Consider the following 16650-nt stretch of genomic DNA (forward strand, 5'->3'; position numbering starts at 1 on the left):
CGGCGGCATCAGCTATGACGGGAATTATGACCGGCGCCCTCAGGGCCTGGGCGGTAACCAAGGGTTGCTGCAATCCCTCTGCGCGTGAGTGGCCGCTTCTTTCGCGTTCCGTATGCAATCCTCAGTTCACGCAATGGCAGGTACGGCCTTGAATGTCCCCGCACAGGCCGCCTATTCCCGTTTTCACCAACGGCTGCACCGTCGCTATGGCGACGAGCTGAGCCTTTTGCCGCCGGGTCCGCCCGAGCGCGCGTCCATGGAGCAGGCCCTGGCGGCACTGCTGGAGCGTGGCCTGGACCTGTCGGCTGCGCTGCGTGTGCTGCGCCAGCTGGTCATGGAGCGCACCATGGTGCTCGACTGCGAGCAGCAGGCGCCGCTGGCCGTGGTCACGCGCGCCGTGACCGAGCTGGCCGAGCTGGCGCTGGAGCGCGCCTGCATCCAGGCGCGCGCCGAGCTCGACGCGCGCCATGGCGCGCCTCAAGGCCCCGACGGCCGGCCAGTGCAGCTGTGGATCATCGGCATGGGCAAGCTGGGCGCACGCGAGCTCAACGTCTCCAGCGACATCGACCTGATCTACGTCTACGAGCAGGACGGCGACACCGCCGGCCTGCCCGATGGGCGCGGGGTGATCTCCAACCACGAGTACTTCGCGCGCGTGGTCAAGGGCATCTACGGCCTGATCGGCGACACCACCGAGCACGGCTTTGTCTTCCGCGTGGACCTGGCGCTGCGTCCCAACGGGAACTCGGGGCCTTCGGCCGTCTCGCTGGCCTCGCTGGAGGAGTATCTGCAGACCCATGGACGCGAGTGGGAGCGCTTTGCCTGGCTCAAGAGCCGCGTCGTGGCGCCCATGGACTGCGTGCGCTCCCAGCAGGTGCAGGCGCTGCGTGCCGTGGTCCTGCCCTTTGTCTTTCGCCGCTACCTGGACTACGCGGTCTTTGATGCGCTGCGCTCGCTGCACCGCCAGATCCGCGAGCATGCGGCGCGGCGCAGCGCGGGCCATCCGGGCCGCTCCAATGACGTCAAGCTCTCGCGCGGCGGCATCCGCGAGATCGAATTCACCGTGCAGCTGCTGCAGGTGGTGCGTGGCGGCCAGTTCCCCGAACTGCGCTGCCGCCCCACGCTGGAGGCGCTGGGCCGCCTGGCGCGCGCCGGCCTCATGAGCCAGGAAGTGGCCGACGCCCTGGGCTCGGCCTACACCTTTTTGCGCCGTGTCGAGCACCGTATCCAGTACCTGGACGACCAGCAGACCCATGTGCTGCCCACCCGCGACGATGACCTGGAATGGATTGCGCGCACCATGGGCTTTGCCGATGCCTGCGCCTTTTTGCACCAGCTCGATGCCCATCGCGAAAAGGTGGCCGAGGAATTCGACACCCTGCTGGGCGGCTCGGCCCAGCCCCAGTGCGGCTCGGGCCGTTGCAATGGCGCGCGCAGCCCCGCCCAGGGCACGCCGCGCGAGATAGACGGCCTCATGGAGCAGTTGCCGCCAGCCCTGGCCGCCCATGTGGCCGACTGGCGCGGCAATGCCCGCATCGCCAACCTGCGCGACGAGGCGCGCGGCCGGCTGTTTCGACTCGTGCAGCGCACGGCGCAATGGGTGGCCGAGCGCAGCGTGCCCGAAGACGCCGCGCTGCGCTTTCTGAACTGGCTGGAGCCGCTGCTGCGCCGTGAAAGCTATCTGGCCCTGCTGCTGGAGCGCCCCGCCGTGCACGAGCGGCTGCTGGACCTGCTGGGCGCGGCACGCTGGCCCGCGCGCTACCTGCAGCAGCACCCGGGCGTGATCGACGAGCTGGCCAACGAAGCCATGCTGGGCGAGCGTTTCTCGCCCATGGACTTCGAGCATGAGCTGGCCCTGCGCCTGGCCGCGCTGCAGGCCACGGGCGAGGACGATGACGAAACCCTGCTGAACCTGCTGCGCCGCGCCCACCATGCCGAGGTCTTTCGCACGCTGGCGCGCGATATCGAAGGCCGCATCACGGTCGAGCAGGTGGCGGACGATCTCAGCGCGCTGGCCGACTGCGTGCTGCGGGTGACGGCCAGCTGGTGCTGGAGCCGGCTCAAGAACCGCCACCGCGAGTCGCCGCAGTTCGCCATCATCGGCTACGGCAAGCTGGGCGGAAAGGAGCTGGGCTACGGCAGCGACCTGGACATCGTCTTCGTCTTCGATGACGAAGACGAACACGCCTCCGAGATCTATGCCGCCTTTGTGCGCAAGCTCATCAACTGGCTGGCCGTCAAGACGGGCGAGGGCGACCTGTTCGAGATCGACACCGCGCTGCGCCCCAACGGCAACTCGGGCCTGCTGGTGACCAGCTTCGCCTCCTATGCCAACTACCAGCAGCAGCGCGGCAGCAACACGGCGTGGACCTGGGAGCACCAGGCCATGACGCGGGCGCGCTTCGTGCTGGGCAGCGACGATCTGCAGGCCCGCTTCGATGCCGTGCGCGAGGCTGTGATCACCGCGCCTCGCGACGCCTCGGCGCTGCGCGACGAAATCGTCGCCATGCGCGAACGCGTGCGCGGCGCCCATCCGGTGCGCGGCGGCCTGTTCGATGTCAAGCACAGCCCGGGCGGCATGGTCGATGTGGAATTCGCGGTCCAGTACCTCGTGCTCTCGCAATCGGCCTCGCACCCGGAACTGATGGCCAACCTCGGCAATATCGCGTTGCTGCAGCGCGCCGAACAGGCAGGATTGATCCCGGCCGGCGTAGGCCAGCAGGCGGCCCGGGCCTACCGCGAGCTGCGCCGCCTGCAGCACGTGGCACGGCTGGATGAGCGCTCGGCACAGCTGGTGCCAGGGCAGGCCGAGCCGCTGAGTGCGCCCGTCAAGGCCTTGTGGGATGCGGTTTTCGCCAACGCCGTTGCGGCTTGACGATGTGAAGCAAAGAAGGCGGCTTGCGGCTGCGAACGCCTTCACTTCAGCATCCGTGGAAATTGGCCTACAGCAGGATCGCGGGCATCCTCAAAATGTTACATTTTTCCTGCCCACGACCCCTGGAACTTCTGCAAAAGTAGCTCATCTATTGAACAGCTTGTTGAGAGAGAGTATCCAGACCGAATTTCACGTTGCGAAGCCTCTGGGGCCACAGTCCTGAACTGTTCCGCCCGAAGCGCTTCTCCTCCCTCCCTCTCTTTATTCGTTTCGGGATGCTTCGCAACTTTTTTATGCCAGCAAAAAGGCCACCTATCGGGTGGCCTTTTTGCATTCCCGGGCTGGTGCGGCGTCAGGGCTGGGGAGGGCGCGTGGCTGCAAAACTGGCACGCTCGGCCAGCTTGGCCTGCAGTGCGGCCAGATTGGGGTGGTCGGCGCGCCAGTCCAGCTCGGGAAAGCGAAAGTCCAGCCAGCCCAGGGCGCAGCCCACGCACACGTCGGCCAGGGTGAAGTGGATGCCGCAGCAATACGGCTTGTCGCCCAGCCCCTGGGACATCACGTTCAGTGCAGCCCGCACCTTGGCAAGCTGGCGGTCTATCCAGGCCTGGCAGCGCTGTTCTTCGCTGCGGCCATCCCAGGTGGCTTCGAGGCGGGCCAGCGCCCCGGCATCCAGCAGGCCATCGGCCAGTGCTTCCCAGGTCTTGATCTCGGCGCGCTCGCGCCCCGTGCCGGGGATCAGCTTGCCTACCGGGGAAAGTGTGTCCAGATATTCGACGATCACGCGCGAGTCGAACATGGCATCGCTGCCGTCCATGACCAGGCGCGGCACCTTGCCCAGCGGGTTGCCGGTGCCGGGCGACAGCTCGCGGCTCCAGGGGTTTTCCTCGACGAACTGATAGTCGAGCCTTTTCTCTGCCAGTACGACGCGTACCTTGCGTACGTAGGCGCTGGTGGAGGAACCTATCAGTTTCATGGCAATTTTCCGTGGCGAAGAGGCGGCCCATGGGCGGGCAGCAGATTCTATGCGCTGCCCGGCGATCTCCCCCTCGGCCCCCGTTTTTGCCGCGCGCACCTACAATCACGGCCCATGAATCTGCCGCACATCTCCGCCCTGTCCCCGCTCGACGGCCGCTACGCCGCCAAACTGTCTCCTCTGCGCCCGATCATGAGCGAGATGGGATACATGCACCGCCGCGTGCAGGTGGAGGTCACCTGGTTCATCGCCCTGTCGGATGCCGGCTTTGCCGAGTTCAAGCCCCTGTCCGAAGGCGCGCGCGTCTATCTGCAGGACCTGGTGAAGAACTTCTCCGAGGCCGATGCCGTGGCCATCAAGGACATCGAAAAGACCACCAACCACGACGTCAAGGCCGTGGAGTACTGGATCAAGGGCAAGTTCGACGGCCGTCCCGAGCTGCTCAAGGCCGCCGAATTCGTGCACTTTGCATGCACCAGCGAAGACATCAACAACACCAGCCACGCGCTGCAACTGCGCGCCGGCCGCGACAGCGTGCTGCTGCCCGCAATCTCCGGCATCACGGCCAAGCTGCGCGAGATGGCCCATGCCTATGCCGCCGTGCCCATGCTCAGCCGCACGCACGGCCAGACCGCCAGCCCCACCACCGTGGGCAAGGAAATCGCCAACGTGCTGGTGCGCCTGGAAAAGGCCTCTGCCCGCATCGCCGAGGTCAAGCTCCTGGCCAAGATGAACGGCGCCGTCGGCAACTACAACGCCCACCTTTCCGCCTGGCCCGAGTTCGACTGGGAAGCCTTCAGCAAGAACGTGATCGAGTCGCCCGAGCCCCAGGGTCTGGGCCTGAGCTTCCAGCCCTACTCGATCCAGATCGAGCCGCATGACTACATGGCCGAGCTGTTCGACGCCATCGCGCGCGCCAACACCATCCTCATCGACTTCTCGCGCGATGTCTGGGGCTATGTGTCCCTGGGCTACTTCAAGCAGCGCCTGAAGGCCGGCGAGATCGGCTCCTCGACCATGCCGCACAAGGTCAATCCCATCGACTTCGAGAATGCCGAAGGCAACCTGGGCCTGGCCAACGCCCTGCTCAAGCACCTGGCCGAAAAGCTGCCCATCTCGCGCTGGCAGCGTGACCTGACCGATTCGACCGTGCTGCGCAACATCGGCGTGGCCATGGGCTATGCCACGCTGGCCTACAGCTCGCTGATGACCGGCCTGAACAAGCTCGAACTCAACGAAGAGCGCCTGCAGGAAGACCTGGACAACGCCTGGGAAGTCCTGGCCGAGCCCATCCAGACCGTGATGCGCCGCTACGGCGTGCAGGGCGCCTACGAAAAGCTCAAGGAAGTCACGCGCGGCAAGACCGTGCAGGCCGAAGACCTGCACCGCCTGATCAACGGCCTGGAAATCCCCCAGGCCGACAAGGACCGCCTGCTGGCCATGACGCCTGCCTCCTATGTGGGCAAGGCGGCCGAGCTGGCGCGCCGCGTTTAATCCATCCTTTGCCGCGCCATGAAGGGCGCGCTTCAACCATTCAGGGCTGCCGATGCAAGCACAGGCTTGCTGCGGCAGCTCTTGTTTTTGATAGGTTCTGTCTCATGGCCCTCAAATCCACCATCTTCAAGGCGAACCTGTCCATCGCCGACATTGACCACGGCTACTACGCCGACCATGCGCTGACCCTGGCTCGCCATCCCAGCGAAACGGACGAACGCATGATGGTGCGCCTTGTGGCCCTGGCCCTCAATGCCCACCAGCTCAGCGACATGTGCAACGGCGACGGCACGCTGGCCTTTGGCGCGGGCCTGTCCGATCCCGAGGATCCCGATGTCTCGCTGACCGACTTCACGGGAGCCAAGCGCCTGTGGATCGAGGTCGGCCAGCCCGAGGAAAAGCCCATCGCCAAGGCATGCAACAAGTCCGATGCCGTAGTGCTCTACGCCTTCCACCATGCGGCGGAAGTCTGGTGGAAAGGCCTGGAAGGCAAGCTGGCACGACTGAACAAGCTGCAGGTCTGGCGGATTCCCTCCGAAACCTCCCAGTCGCTGGCGGAGCTGGCCGAGCGCAGCATGCAACTGCAGGCCACCATCCAGGAAGGCGCATTGACGCTCAGCAGCAATCTAGGCACGGTCTTCATCGAGCCGCTGCGCTGGAAGTAGCCGGGCACTGGCCCAAGCAAGCCACTGTCTCAGTTAGGCAACTGCATCCGGACGGCCTGGGCGAAGGACTCCACCGTCCAGCCCGCGCCCAGCAGCATGCGGCGAGTGGACAGCCGGTCCATGACATCGTCGGGCACATTGCAGCCCAGATGGATCAGCGACTTGCTCTCCGTGATGCCCACATAGCGGCCGTCATAGCTGCGCGCCAGATGGTTCCACAGGCCGTGGGCACCCGGCGACTGGCGTGCGCCGCTGACGAGGCAGGTGCCCGTATCGAGCACGCTGCGGTAGACGGCGCTGGCGATGCCGCGCCGCTGGTAGTCCGGCGCAAAGCGCGAATGGGGCGAGCGCACGCGGCGGTCGGTGCGCTTGTCCACTTCGACCAGGCGATTGAACACCGTGTAGCCGGCCAGGCAGCGCCGCTCCATATCCTCCACGTAGGCAAACCATTCGCCGTCGGCCTCCCGCCAGTGCAGCTGGAACTGCGGATCGTGAAGCGGACGTCGCTCCAGGCCGTGCAGCTTGTTGCCGGGCTGGTACAGGCGCTCATGAATGGCTTCGAGCTCGCCCTCCACCAGCGGCTGCATCACGTCGATGCGCAGTTCGGTGACGTGGTGCGGCCGCAAGCGGGCCGAGGCGCGATGCGCCACGGCATCACGCAGATGGCGCCAGAGGGAGGAAAACGAGGGCCCGGCTGGGGTAAAGGCTAGACAGGTCACGGCAAAGCTCGCTTTGTCGGCAGGCCTTGTGGCCCGGCAGACGCGTGAAAACCCAACCGCCTTCAGTTTCAAGGTGAAGGCGGCGCAAGAAGAGCGGATTCAGTGAAGCGACGCTGCCCGGTTCCGCGCAGGGCAGCGCATCAAGACCGTGCGGCCTGTCTGGGGCCGATGTTCAGCCGCGCTGCATCGCGCTCGCGCAGGCGAGCGGCCGTGGCAGGCCAGGCCTTGCCGGCCGGCACGCGCGTGCTCCCCGCATCACTTGCCGTGAGGCGCATGCAGGGGCGGGGGCGGCGGTGGCTGGAAGCGGCGGTCTGCAGCATGGGGACTGATGTTAGGCCGCCTGCAACATCGCACTGGTTCGGTGCGATATACGGCAATCAGCCGGGTTTGCGCGATATGTCCGCGCGCTCGGCCGCACGCTCTGCATAGCGGGTAAAGCGCCAGGAGTCGCCTTCTTTCGTGATCCTGCGCCATACGGCGCGCTTCTGTGGTGGCTCCATGGCGGTCCACATCTGCACTTCGTCGAAGCTGCGGCCACAACCCTTGCATTTCTCGTCGCCCTGGCTGGTGGAGCAGATGGCGATGCAGGGCGTATCGGGGGTCGTGTCGTACCAGGCCAGCCAGGCTGCCATGGCGTGCGAGGGAAAGCCCTCAACCTGCACTTCGGTCTCATGCCAGAAGATCATCAGCGCGTACACCTCGGCCAGAGCCCGTACTTCGGGCTGCAGCAGCACACCATCCGGGGACGGGTGGCGCTCTCGCCAGTAGTTGATGGCGGCTTCGATATCGGTGATGTGCAGTGCAGTCATGGACGGGCAAGGGGAAGGGACAGCGATGATAAGGCGCATGCCAGTCCTCGGCCGGGCACTGCTGCAACACTCCATCAGCTTCAAGGTTGCTATGAATAGTGAAGCGTTGGGGGCAGATGTATAAAAGGAGTACGGGATGTGTTGCTTGTGCTTTCCGTGGAATTGAAGGGTTTTTTCACTTGCGTGCCGCAGCGGCTTTGTGTTGCAATCCGCAGGTTCGAAGGGGAGTAGCTCTCTGCCGGCAGGGGTGGTTGCAAAGCCACCGCGCCGGCATCGGAATGGTCGTCAATACGAAGCGCAAGCTTCCGGCCTTCCGGGCTGCGGTGCATACCGCAGCCGAGCAAGACCTTTGATGGACCTGATGACGGTCGATCAAGGTGTTCTCCCCTGAGCCAGGCATGTCCTTGCCCGGGTAGGCGCTGTGTCGTCGCATCGGTCTTTCTGTGCTGGTGGGTGTTTCTCCAGGAGGGAGGAGTTCTCGCCGGCCGTACTCAACAGCGAGGACCTTATGGACTTGGACTTTCTGACTCACGCCCCGTTCTGGGTGGCCCTGGGCCAAATCATCATCATCGACATCCTGCTGGGCGGGGACAACGCGGTCGTGATCGCGCTGGCCTGCCGCAAGCTGCCGCCCGCGCAGCGCAAGAAGGGCATCATCTGGGGCACGGCTGGCGCCATCATCCTGCGCGTTATCCTGATCGCCTTCGCGATGACGCTGCTGGCGCTGCCCTTCCTGAAGTTTGTCGGCGCACTGCTGCTGGTGTGGATCGGTATCAAGCTGATTGCGCCTGATGAAGATGGCCATGACAACATCCAGGGCAGCGACAAGCTGCTGGCGGCCATCAAGACCATCATCGTCGCCGACCTGGTGATGAGCGTGGACAACGTGATCGCCATCGCCGGCGCCGCACAGAGCTCGGGCGAACACCAGCTGCTGCTGGTCGTGCTGGGTCTGTTGATCTCCATCCCCATCATCGTCTGGGGCTCGCAGCTCGTGATCAAGCTGATGGAGCGCTTCCCCATCATCATCGTGGCCGGCGGCATGCTGCTGGGCTGGATTGCCGGCGGCATGCTGGTCACCGACCCCGTCTTCGCCAATACGGAGAAGTGGGACTGGATGGTCAAGCTGCCCCAGACCGACATGCTCAAGTACGGTGCCAGCGTGTTCGGAGCCCTGCTGGTGCTGGCACTGGGCAAGTACATCGCTTCGCGCCGTCCTGCTCCCAAGGCGGATGCCCACGGAGCTTGATTTCCTGAAAAGTTGAGGTTGGCGCCGGGTTGGCCTGTCTGGCCTCCCGCGCCGATTCGCGACAATCCAGTGCAAGGGCGGCTTTGACCGCCCGCCTGTCCCACCCCGCAAACCCAGTTCGACAAGGACTTGCTTTGAACCCCATCATCGTCTACGTGGATGACGCTTCCTACGCTCTGCCTCTGGTCCAGGCCCTGGCCGCCTCGCCGCAGGCCCAGTCCTCGCACTGGTTGCTGGTGGCCTGCGCACCGCGCATAACCCACCGTGTCAGCAAATGGGTGAGCCACAGCGCACGCGAAAGCTGGCGCGGCAAGTGGGCCGACAAGCTGTTTGCCCAGTTGCTGCCGGTGTTCGGTGACAGTGCAGGCCGAATTACGCCGGTGCTGGCCAAGGGGCCGCTGGCCGAACTGGTGGCCCAGCTCCAGCAGGAGCATGGCGCGGCCCAGATCGTCGATGCGCGCCGCCCCAAGCAGGAGGCCACGGCCCCAGCCGTGGCGCCTGCAGCCCCGCTGGGCCGGCGCTGGAATCTTCCGGGAACGCTGGCGGCCATCGGCGCGCTGATGGGCTTGGTGTTCGAGGAAGCGATGGTCTAAAGGCTTGCATCTGCCTGGCTGCTCTGGTCAGGCGATCACTGTCAGGACGGCATCCCGGAAAACGGGATGCCGTTTTTCATGGAGTTCTCCGGTCCACGGTTCCCAGTGCGCCGCCTCAACCCGGATCTGCTGGCTGCTGCTATGCTGCCCGCATGAAAATCCTGATCAAATGGCTGCTCAGCGCCGGTGCCCTGCTGGTCGTGGCCTATCTCTATGGTGGCGTGCAGGTCAACAGCTTCAGCTCGGCCATGATCGCGGCGCTGGTCATCGGCCTGCTCAACGCGGTGCTGCGGCCCATCCTCGTGGTGTTGACGCTGCCCGTGACCATCGTGACGGTCGGGCTGTTTCTCTTCGTGGTCAACGGACTGATGTTCTGGGCAGCCTCGGGCCTGCTCAGCGGCTTTCATGTCGCGGGCTTTTGGGCGGCCATGCTGGGCGCGCTCATCTACTCGCTGCTGGGCCTGGCCATCGAGTCACTTCTCGCGCGCCTGTTCCCTTAGCAGCTCCTCCACGGCACGCAGCCGCGTGTCCACGATGGAGGCTTCAATGAAATCCACCTTGGGCCCGCCCTTGCGGGCCAGTTCCTGCGCTGCCTTGAAGCGATCCACCGCGGCCGCATAGTCGTAGTGCGCGACCTGGGCCTCGGCCTCGGCGCGCAGCGCGCGCAGCTCCTGGCCCTGAGAGCGCTGAACCTGGGCCAGCAGTTGCCAGGCGCTGGCATCGCGCGGGTGGTCCGTCACCCAGGTCTGCAGCGGGCCTGCCATGCTGGCGGCGCCCTGCTCGCGCAGCAGGATCTGTGTGCGCATCAGCAGCTCGGGCCGGCGCACCGCACGGCTTTCGACCACATTGACGGTGGCCAGACTGGGGCCGCTTTCCGTTGTCTTGGCGGGGACGGATTCCGTGGGACTGGCCTGGGCAGGTGCGGCTGCAGGCAGGTAGAGCGGTGGCAACGCCTGCAACGCGGCGCCGGGCTTGCCGGCCGTCAGCTCCAGTTCGGCCTGCAGCAGCCTGGCCTGCCGCTGGGCGCCGGGATCGGCGGCCGTGGCCGCTTGAAGGCGCCCGGACATCTCCCGCGCCTCGGCCCAATCGCGCAATTGCACGGCGCTCAGCGTGGCGGCATACAACTGTGCCACCTGCTGGGTCGGGGTTTGGCTGCCAAAGCTGGTGGAGCGCGGCAGCTCGGCCCACTGGCGCAGCACGTCCACGCCCGGGCGCGACAGCACGCGGGCCCGTGCGGCCATCATCACGTGTTCCAGGGAAGGGGCGGGCGCGGGCGCAACGCCGCGCGGCAGGCGTGAATGCATGTCGGCCATGCGCTCCGTGGTCAGCGGATGGCTGCGCAGATAGGGCCAGCTGCCGTTGTCATTGAGCCTATTGGCCTGCTGCAGCTTGTCGAACATGGTGACAAAGCCCTGCGGCGCAAAGCCCGCAGGCGCCATCAAGCCATAACCCATGCGGTCGGCCTCGCGCTCCATGTCGCGAGAGAAGTTCAGCTGGTTCTGCACGGCCAGCGCCTGGCCGCCCATCATCATCGCCATGGCGGCATCCGGGCTGCGGCTGGCGGCCAGGGCGCCCAGGATCATCGAGCCGATCATCAGCGGCGTCTGCTTGCCCTGCTGGGCAATGAGACGCGCAATGTGGCGCTGCGTGACGTGGCTCAATTCATGCGCCAGCACCGAAGCCAGTTCGTCGCGCGTGCTGACCACGCCGATCAGTCCCAGGTGCACTCCCAGATAACCGCCGGGCAGCGCAAAGGCGTTGACCGAGCGGTCCCGCCCCAGCAGGATCTCCCAGGCAAAGCGCTCTTCCAACTCGTCCGACAGCTCGCCACGCGTGCGCGCCGCATCAACCAGGTGCTGCCAGATGCCTTCTACATACTCCTGCAGTACCGCATCGTCGATGTAGTCCGGATCGCGGTAGAGAGAGCGGATGATGCGGTCACCCAGGCGCCGCTCGTCACTGGTCGTCGTGGCCGCGCCGTCGCCCAGCGTGGGCAGGCGCAACTGGGCCTGTGCGGGTGCATGCGTTGCGATGGCGAGAGAGGCCGCCAGCAACTGCAGGCCGACGGCGATACGTGTCTTCAGGCGTGATGGGCGCATGGGCAGGTAAGAACCAAGGGGCCGGGCCCGTGCATAGTCACGGGGCGGTGGAACACCCCACTATGATGCCTCGGTTCGCCGAACGTTCATGGCGGGTTCGACCAGCGTGTCAGGACAGCCGTGGGCCGGCCAGTGCATTTTCAGGAGTTTCCATGTCTTCCCTCACCCACTTCGATGCCCAGGGCCAGGCCCACATGGTCGACGTCGGCGCCAAGCCCGCAACCCACCGCATCGCGGTCGCCGAGGGCCGCATCACCATGCAGCCCGAAACCCTGGCCATCATCCAGAGCGGCACGGCCAAGAAGGGCGACGTGCTGGGCATCGCGCGCATTGCTGGCATCATGGCAGCGAAGAAGACCAGTGACCTGATTCCGCTGTGCCATCCGCTGGCGTTGACGCGGGTGGCTGTGGAGTTTGAGATATTGCCAGATGTATCTTCCGTTCGTTGTGTGGCTACCGTGGAGACAGTGGGGCCTACTGGAGTCGAGATGGAAGCACTCACCGCTGTACAGGTGGCGCTGCTCACGGTCTATGACATGTGCAAGGCGGTGGACAAGTCAATGGTGATGGAGGGGGTGAGGGTGGTGGAGAAGCGGGGGGGCAAGTCCGGGGATTTTATGGCTTGACTTACCGGCTGATGCTCTCAAGCATTATCAAAATCCGTCGATAGATGCGAATGCTTTCACTTCGGCGGTCTTATTGTCGATCAGGGCCACCCAGCCAGTGCTGAGGAAGCTGGTGACAGGAAGCCAAGCGAGTGACGCTTCAGAAAGGCCACTGTCACGCACGGCTTTTTCGATCAGTGCCTTTTGACTGGGGCGCTTGTTGCGTAGCGCCTCCAGTTTCTGCGCTCTTTTCAGCGCGTCTGGTTTGTTTTTTTCGTAAGGCTGCCACCAGTCCGGGCGCATTGACGGATCAAGGCCGCCCAGAGACATGTCCAGGCTGTCGATGTACTCCTTGTTGTCATGGGGCGCACGTGTGCCGATGATGCGTGGGCCCGTCCAGGGCAGAACATGCAGGCCACCTTGTTCCGGGCGCAGGCTTTTGCTGTCTACATCAGCAACGGTGACCACCCGGAAACGGTCCACCTCAAATACAAGGTACACGGGGCGGGCTTTACTAAGGGTATGTAGTCCAAAACCCAATGCAGCCAATTGGATGAGTGCAACCATAGCTAGGTCCAGCATCAACTCGCGCCGCGACTTTTGAGGGTTGAATAGTACGGCCGTCAACAATGGACCGCAAATTACATCCACACCAATAATCAGCCAGAACAGTTCGCGGCCACCCGCCAGATCGCGGTATGGGTAAGGAAACCATAGAGAGAAAATCAGGGTAGCTACAAAAGTCGCTATTAGGAGGCAGGCCAGCAAATGAAAAGAAGCGGCGCGAAAAGCAGCCTGGCTTCTGTAATGCTGAGTCATAATTATCTCTAGGTGGCTTAAATGCTGGGTGGCATAATATTAATGCGGTGATGAAAAAAGGAGCGCTTAGCGCTCCTTTTTAGATATTAGCCTAAGCAAGTATTAGCGGCATTCTGCAGGAGAATATTTTGCCAGAACGGACGTCTTGAGGCCAGCGAATGTATAGCCCATTTTCCGGTCGGCATTGTTAGCAGTAGTTGCGGTTTCACTCACACAAGCCCAATCAATGGAGCCTGTCTCACCAGCGGTCCAAGCGGCAGCCAGGGACACAGCATCCTCGCCAGCCTTCTTTGTACGCATACGGGGAAACAGTTGGATCACATTCCGAGAGCCCAAGCTACCAACGGTGGTTGCGTTATAGGTGATAAGAAGATGTTCTGTTTCAGCGCCCGTGGCAGTAGCTGCATCAAGAGCTTTCGCGCCATCGTTGCTGAACCAGACCGAGGTCACAAATTTGGAATTGGCGCCAGACTTGCCTGCTTGATCATTCCAAGTTTGAACGACCGTCTTGTAGTCAGCCACGCCGATTGCGCCATCAGTCGCCAGCATTTGACGTGCAGGCTGTGCCAGGTTGAAGCCTTCAGTGATACGCGAACGCACCGTGTAATCCTGATAAGCTGGCAGCGCAACTGCTGCCAGGATGCCGATGATCGCCACGACGATCATCAATTCGATCAAGGTAAAACCTTGCTGGATGGAACGCTTCATGAAACTCTCCTCATAGGGGTTGATTTGCATGCTCTATGGAGCAAGAGCCGTGCCAGCTGTGCTGGATGGACGGAGGGTCCTTGCAATGTAGGGTTTGGTTGCAACTTACACGGTTGTTGCGCATTCTCTGACAAATTGATCCAAGTTGCATGACATTTTTGTCAAGGATGGTGAGCTTGCTAAAAATGCATTGGCGTAGCTTGTCAGTAGATCAAGCCGGTCCTTCAGGCCACCAGGAACTGCATCTGGGTGCCTGCCAGTTCCAGCATGTCGCCATGCTGGAGCGGCGCGGCGCGGCGGCCGATTTCCTGGCCGTTGAGCTTGAGGCTGAGGGCGTCACCTTCCAGCTGGGCGAGCACGAAGCCGTGGTGCTTCTGGGTGATGGAGGCGACGGCCACGCCGGGCTTGCCCAGGGTAGTGACGACTTTGACCAGCGGGACTTCGCGGCCAGCGGCGTTGCCGTTGAGCATGCGGATGGCAGCCTGGCGTGTGGCCAGGCCGGCCATCGAAGGCGGCAGGGTGTGGTCGAAGCCTGAGGGGGTCTGGGTGCTGAACTGCGATGGCAGGTCTTCCGCCAAGGGGGCTGGGCGGGTTGCCTCCACTGCTGCGGCAATGGCCGCCAGTGCCGAGCGCGAGGAGGCGCTGACCTGCTGCTGCACGAAGCGGATCTTGTACTTGCCGATGTCCAGCAGGTCGCCGTGGTTCAGGGTCTGGCGCAGTATGGGCTGGCCGTTGACATAGGTGCCATTGGTGCTGCGCAGGTCTTCGATGATGACGGCACCGTCGACGATGCTGAGCACGGCATGCTCCCCGCTGACCGCGAGGTTGTCGATTACGATGTCGTTGTAGGGGCGGCGTCCCAGCGTGGTGCGCTCCTTGGTCAGCTGCACTTCCTTGATGACGGCGCCGTCGATGGAGATGACCAGGGTCGGCATGCTCAAAATTCCTTTGTTATGCCCGGCTTGCACTGCACTGGGTGATCCGGAGCTGGGGTCTATCCAACTATTATGTCTGCGGCCCGGGCACGCCGGAGTCCGTCATCGTATTTGATACAGGCTATGGCTTGTCTTTGACCGATTGTTGGGTGCGCAATCATTTTTGACAATTGGAACCTGGGGTTTTTGTGCACGCAAGCGCGTCCATCGGATGGGTTCTGCCGTCGATCCCTGCGCTCTGTCTGGGCTCAATCGATGGCAGCGCAGGCGGCAGAGGGCGGGTTGGCCTGGAGTTCGATGAGCGCTGCGCTGATGTTGTCGTTTCCGCCTGCTTCATTGGCGGCCGTGAGCAGCGAGGTCAGCAGCACGGGCAGCGGGCTGGACTGCTTGAACAGGGCGGCAATGGCGTCGTCATCGAGCATGTCGGTAAGGCCGTCGGAGCACAGCAGGATGCGGTCGCCAGGCTGCAGCGGCCATTCATTGAAGTCGGGTGTGACGTCCTGGGTCACGCCCAGGGCCTGGGTGAGCAGGTGGCCCAGGCCGGACTGCCGGGCTTCGTGGTCCTGGATGCGGCCTGCATCGATTTCTTCCTGGAGCCAGGTGTGGTCCCGGGTCAGGCGCAGCAGTTGGCCATCGCGCCATCCATAGGCCCGCGAGTCGCCGAGGTGGGCCAGCATCAGCAGGCCGGGCAGCAAAGCGGCTGCGATGACGGTGGTGCCCATGCCGCGGCAGCCGGGTGTTTCCTGGGCGGCGGTGAGGATGGCGGCGTTGGCCAGGTTCAGGGCATTGGCAAGTGACTGCTGCAATTCCTGGCGGGCCTGCGGCGTGTTGGCCACGGGCGCCTCGGTGGTGGTGCTTTGCAGCGCCACGGATACCAGGCTGATGGCCATGGCGCTGGCGACTTCGCCGGCGTTGTAGCCGCCCATGCCATCGGCCAGCACGGCAATGGGCCAGGGCTGGGCGCTGGGGTGGATGGTGACGGCGTCCTCGTTGTTGTCACGGCGCCGGCCCACATCGGTGCGTGCAACCATGGCGCAGTACTGGGCAGGAGCTTGCTGCCGGGTGGGTTGGTCCGGGATTTTGGGGGCGCTGGGCATGGTGGCAAAGGACGGATTCGGCGGTGGTGCCATCAGTCCCTGGTGTGCAGATGCAATGGTGAAGACCGGTGCACAGCGTAAATGAAAACAGTGCGCGCAAGTGCCCGGAATGCGCGGGCGCAACGGCTCGTCAGCTTGACGCCACATCAAGATGGGTCCTCACAAAGCAAAAACGCACTGCCGGGGCAGTGCGTTCGTGATGCGGCGAAGGTGCTGCCTGCGGCAGCGTCAGGCCTGGGCTGCGTGCTTTGCGCCTGAGCGCGCCTGCAGGAACTTGCCAATGCCCACGACCAGCACGGCGCCGGCTGCGGCCGCCACATAGTGCAGCCAGGGGTGGCTGATGGCGTAGCCGTGCAGCAGGCGGTCGTTGACGATGGTTTCTCCGCCGACCCAGCCGATCAGGGCGGCGCCCAGCGTGATGATGACGGGGAAGCGCTCCATGAGCTTGATCATCAGCGTGGAGCCGAAGATCACCAGCGGGATGCTGATGGCCAGGCCCAGGATCAGCAGGACCATGTTGCCCTGCGCAGTGGCGGCCACGGCGATCACGTTGTCCAGGCTCATCACCAGGTCGGCGATCAGGATGGTGCGGATGGCGACCATCATGCTGCCATGGCCCTTGGATTCGCCTTCATCATCTTCTTCGCCGGTCAGCAGCTGCAGGCCGATCCACAGCAGCAGGCAGCCGCCCACGATCTGCAGGAACGACAGCTCCAGCAGCTTTGCCGCGACCACGGTCAGGATGATCCGCAGCACCACGGCGGCGCCGGAGCCGAACATGACGGCTTTCTTTTGCTGTGCGGGAGGCAGCGAGCGTGCTGCGAGGGCGATGACGACGGCGTTGTCGCCAGACAGGATGATGTTGATCCAGACGATCTTCAACAGGCCGATCCAGAAATCGGCGCTTTGCAGGTATTCCATGGTTTCTCCGCTGTTATGAGTTGAAAAGCGCCAGGGCGGTAGCCTCTGGCGCTTTTTCTTTTTTGGAGTCGTCAGTGTAGGGCGGACTT

At 63.9% G+C, this 16650-nt stretch carries 17 protein-coding genes; 7 read left to right on the forward strand and 10 right to left on the reverse strand.

The window, feature by feature from the left end; all coding sequences use genetic code 11:
- The first annotated feature begins 133 nt into the window (after positions 1-133).
- A complete protein-coding gene (gene glnE / locus ACF8O7_RS13885) occupies positions 134-2875 on the forward strand; it encodes a bifunctional [glutamate--ammonia ligase]-adenylyl-L-tyrosine phosphorylase/[glutamate--ammonia-ligase] adenylyltransferase (RefSeq protein ID WP_070080730.1) in 2742 nt (913 codons plus the stop codon).
- A gap of 352 nt (positions 2876-3227) precedes the next feature.
- On the opposite strand, the gene ACF8O7_RS13890 is transcribed toward glnE, so the two are convergent.
- Positions 3228-3848, reverse strand: coding sequence for a glutathione S-transferase family protein (locus ACF8O7_RS13890; protein WP_016449378.1), 621 nt, complete (start codon positions 3846-3848; stop codon positions 3228-3230).
- A 114-nt stretch (positions 3849-3962) separates the two neighbouring features.
- Here ACF8O7_RS13890 and purB point away from each other — a divergent pair, with 114 nt between their 5' ends.
- Both purB and ACF8O7_RS13900 read left to right on the forward strand, forming a co-directional pair.
- On the forward strand, positions 3963-5342 hold the full coding sequence (gene purB / locus ACF8O7_RS13895) for an adenylosuccinate lyase (protein WP_016449379.1): 1380 nt from the start codon (positions 3963-3965) through the stop codon (positions 5340-5342).
- Between the two features lie 104 nt (positions 5343-5446).
- Positions 5447-6007: a YaeQ family protein gene (locus ACF8O7_RS13900; protein WP_017404069.1), complete on the forward strand. Its 561-nt coding sequence runs from the start codon at positions 5447-5449 to the stop codon at positions 6005-6007.
- 29 nt (positions 6008-6036) lie between these two features.
- Here ACF8O7_RS13900 and ACF8O7_RS13905 read toward each other — a convergent pair whose 3' ends face one another.
- The 3 genes from ACF8O7_RS13905 to ACF8O7_RS13915 form a co-directional block, all read right to left on the reverse strand.
- Positions 6037-6726, reverse strand: a complete 690-nt coding sequence (locus tag ACF8O7_RS13905) for an N-acetyltransferase (RefSeq protein ID WP_126311111.1) — start codon at positions 6724-6726, stop codon at positions 6037-6039.
- Between the two features lie 140 nt (positions 6727-6866).
- Positions 6867-7046, reverse strand: coding sequence for a hypothetical protein (locus ACF8O7_RS13910; RefSeq protein WP_016449383.1), 180 nt, complete (start codon positions 7044-7046; stop codon positions 6867-6869).
- Between the two features lie 57 nt (positions 7047-7103).
- Positions 7104-7535, reverse strand: coding sequence for a DUF3717 domain-containing protein (locus tag ACF8O7_RS13915; RefSeq protein WP_034348260.1), 432 nt, complete (start codon positions 7533-7535; stop codon positions 7104-7106).
- A 508-nt stretch (positions 7536-8043) separates the two neighbouring features.
- Between ACF8O7_RS13915 and ACF8O7_RS13920 the strand changes: the two genes are divergently transcribed.
- From ACF8O7_RS13920 to ACF8O7_RS13930, 3 genes are all read left to right on the forward strand, one after another.
- Complete coding sequence (locus ACF8O7_RS13920) at positions 8044-8784, forward strand: TerC family protein (RefSeq protein ID WP_016449385.1); 741 nt, start codon at positions 8044-8046, stop codon at positions 8782-8784.
- 134 nt (positions 8785-8918) lie between these two features.
- Positions 8919-9377, forward strand: coding sequence for a hypothetical protein (locus tag ACF8O7_RS13925; RefSeq protein ID WP_016449386.1), 459 nt, complete (start codon positions 8919-8921; stop codon positions 9375-9377).
- A gap of 152 nt (positions 9378-9529) precedes the next feature.
- Positions 9530-9877 carry a phage holin family protein gene (locus ACF8O7_RS13930; protein WP_012202791.1) on the forward strand — a complete coding sequence of 116 codons (348 nt, stop codon included), beginning with the start codon at positions 9530-9532 and terminating at the stop codon, positions 9875-9877.
- Here the strand turns inward: ACF8O7_RS13930 and ACF8O7_RS13935 are convergent.
- On the reverse strand, positions 9851-11476 hold the full coding sequence (locus tag ACF8O7_RS13935) for a M48 family metalloprotease (protein ID WP_126311112.1): 1626 nt from the start codon (positions 11474-11476) through the stop codon (positions 9851-9853). The genes ACF8O7_RS13930 and ACF8O7_RS13935 overlap by 27 nt on opposite strands.
- 152 nt (positions 11477-11628) lie before the next feature.
- Here ACF8O7_RS13935 and moaC point away from each other — a divergent pair, with 152 nt between their 5' ends.
- Complete coding sequence (moaC, locus tag ACF8O7_RS13940) at positions 11629-12102, forward strand: cyclic pyranopterin monophosphate synthase MoaC (protein WP_126311113.1); 474 nt, start codon at positions 11629-11631, stop codon at positions 12100-12102.
- 27 nt (positions 12103-12129) lie between these two features.
- Here moaC and tfpZ read toward each other — a convergent pair whose 3' ends face one another.
- The 5 genes from tfpZ to ACF8O7_RS13965 form a co-directional block, all read right to left on the reverse strand.
- Positions 12130-12900 carry a TfpX/TfpZ family type IV pilin accessory protein gene (gene tfpZ, locus ACF8O7_RS13945; protein ID WP_126311114.1) on the reverse strand — a complete coding sequence of 257 codons (771 nt, stop codon included), beginning with the start codon at positions 12898-12900 and terminating at the stop codon, positions 12130-12132.
- Between the two features lie 102 nt (positions 12901-13002).
- Positions 13003-13608: a prepilin-type N-terminal cleavage/methylation domain-containing protein gene (locus ACF8O7_RS13950; RefSeq protein ID WP_193615939.1), complete on the reverse strand. Its 606-nt coding sequence runs from the start codon at positions 13606-13608 to the stop codon at positions 13003-13005.
- Positions 13609-13832: 224 nt separating this feature from the next.
- Complete coding sequence (locus ACF8O7_RS13955; RefSeq protein WP_016449391.1) at positions 13833-14543, reverse strand: FHA domain-containing protein; 711 nt, start codon at positions 14541-14543, stop codon at positions 13833-13835.
- 248 nt (positions 14544-14791) lie between these two features.
- A complete protein-coding gene (locus ACF8O7_RS13960; RefSeq protein ID WP_047474588.1) occupies positions 14792-15574 on the reverse strand; it encodes a PP2C family serine/threonine-protein phosphatase in 783 nt (260 codons plus the stop codon).
- Between the two features lie 294 nt (positions 15575-15868).
- On the reverse strand, positions 15869-16561 hold the full coding sequence (locus ACF8O7_RS13965) for a TerC family protein (protein WP_016449393.1): 693 nt from the start codon (positions 16559-16561) through the stop codon (positions 15869-15871).
- Positions 16562-16650 lie beyond the last annotated feature (89 nt).

The organism is Delftia sp. WSY_16 (assembly GCF_043104415.1).
GTDB classification, from domain to species: domain Bacteria; phylum Pseudomonadota; class Gammaproteobacteria; order Burkholderiales; family Burkholderiaceae_C; genus Comamonas; species Comamonas tsuruhatensis.

Coding starts and splice junctions, on each gene's coding strand:
- moaC (WP_126311113.1), top strand. CDS start 11,629: ATGTCTTCCCTCACCCACTTCGATGCCCAGGGCCAGGCCCACATGGTC.
- ACF8O7_RS13930 (WP_012202791.1), top strand. CDS start 9,530: ATGAAAATCCTGATCAAATGGCTGCTCAGCGCCGGTGCCCTGCTGGTC.
- ACF8O7_RS13910 (WP_016449383.1), bottom strand. CDS start 7,046: ATGCTGCAGACCGCCGCTTCCAGCCACCGCCGCCCCCGCCCCTGCATG.
- ACF8O7_RS13950 (WP_193615939.1), bottom strand. CDS start 13,608: ATGAAGCGTTCCATCCAGCAAGGTTTTACCTTGATCGAATTGATGATC.
- purB (WP_016449379.1), top strand. CDS start 3,963: ATGAATCTGCCGCACATCTCCGCCCTGTCCCCGCTCGACGGCCGCTAC.
- ACF8O7_RS13915 (WP_034348260.1), bottom strand. CDS start 7,535: ATGACTGCACTGCACATCACCGATATCGAAGCCGCCATCAACTACTGG.
- ACF8O7_RS13890 (WP_016449378.1), bottom strand. CDS start 3,848: ATGAAACTGATAGGTTCCTCCACCAGCGCCTACGTACGCAAGGTACGC.
- ACF8O7_RS13900 (WP_017404069.1), top strand. CDS start 5,447: ATGGCCCTCAAATCCACCATCTTCAAGGCGAACCTGTCCATCGCCGAC.
- ACF8O7_RS13955 (WP_016449391.1), bottom strand. CDS start 14,543: ATGCCGACCCTGGTCATCTCCATCGACGGCGCCGTCATCAAGGAAGTG.
- ACF8O7_RS13960 (WP_047474588.1), bottom strand. CDS start 15,574: ATGGTTGCACGCACCGATGTGGGCCGGCGCCGTGACAACAACGAGGAC.
- tfpZ (WP_126311114.1), bottom strand. CDS start 12,900: ATGACTCAGCATTACAGAAGCCAGGCTGCTTTTCGCGCCGCTTCTTTT.
- ACF8O7_RS13920 (WP_016449385.1), top strand. CDS start 8,044: ATGGACTTGGACTTTCTGACTCACGCCCCGTTCTGGGTGGCCCTGGGC.
- ACF8O7_RS13965 (WP_016449393.1), bottom strand. CDS start 16,561: ATGGAATACCTGCAAAGCGCCGATTTCTGGATCGGCCTGTTGAAGATC.
- ACF8O7_RS13935 (WP_126311112.1), bottom strand. CDS start 11,476: ATGCGCCCATCACGCCTGAAGACACGTATCGCCGTCGGCCTGCAGTTG.
- glnE (WP_070080730.1), top strand. CDS start 134: ATGGCAGGTACGGCCTTGAATGTCCCCGCACAGGCCGCCTATTCCCGT.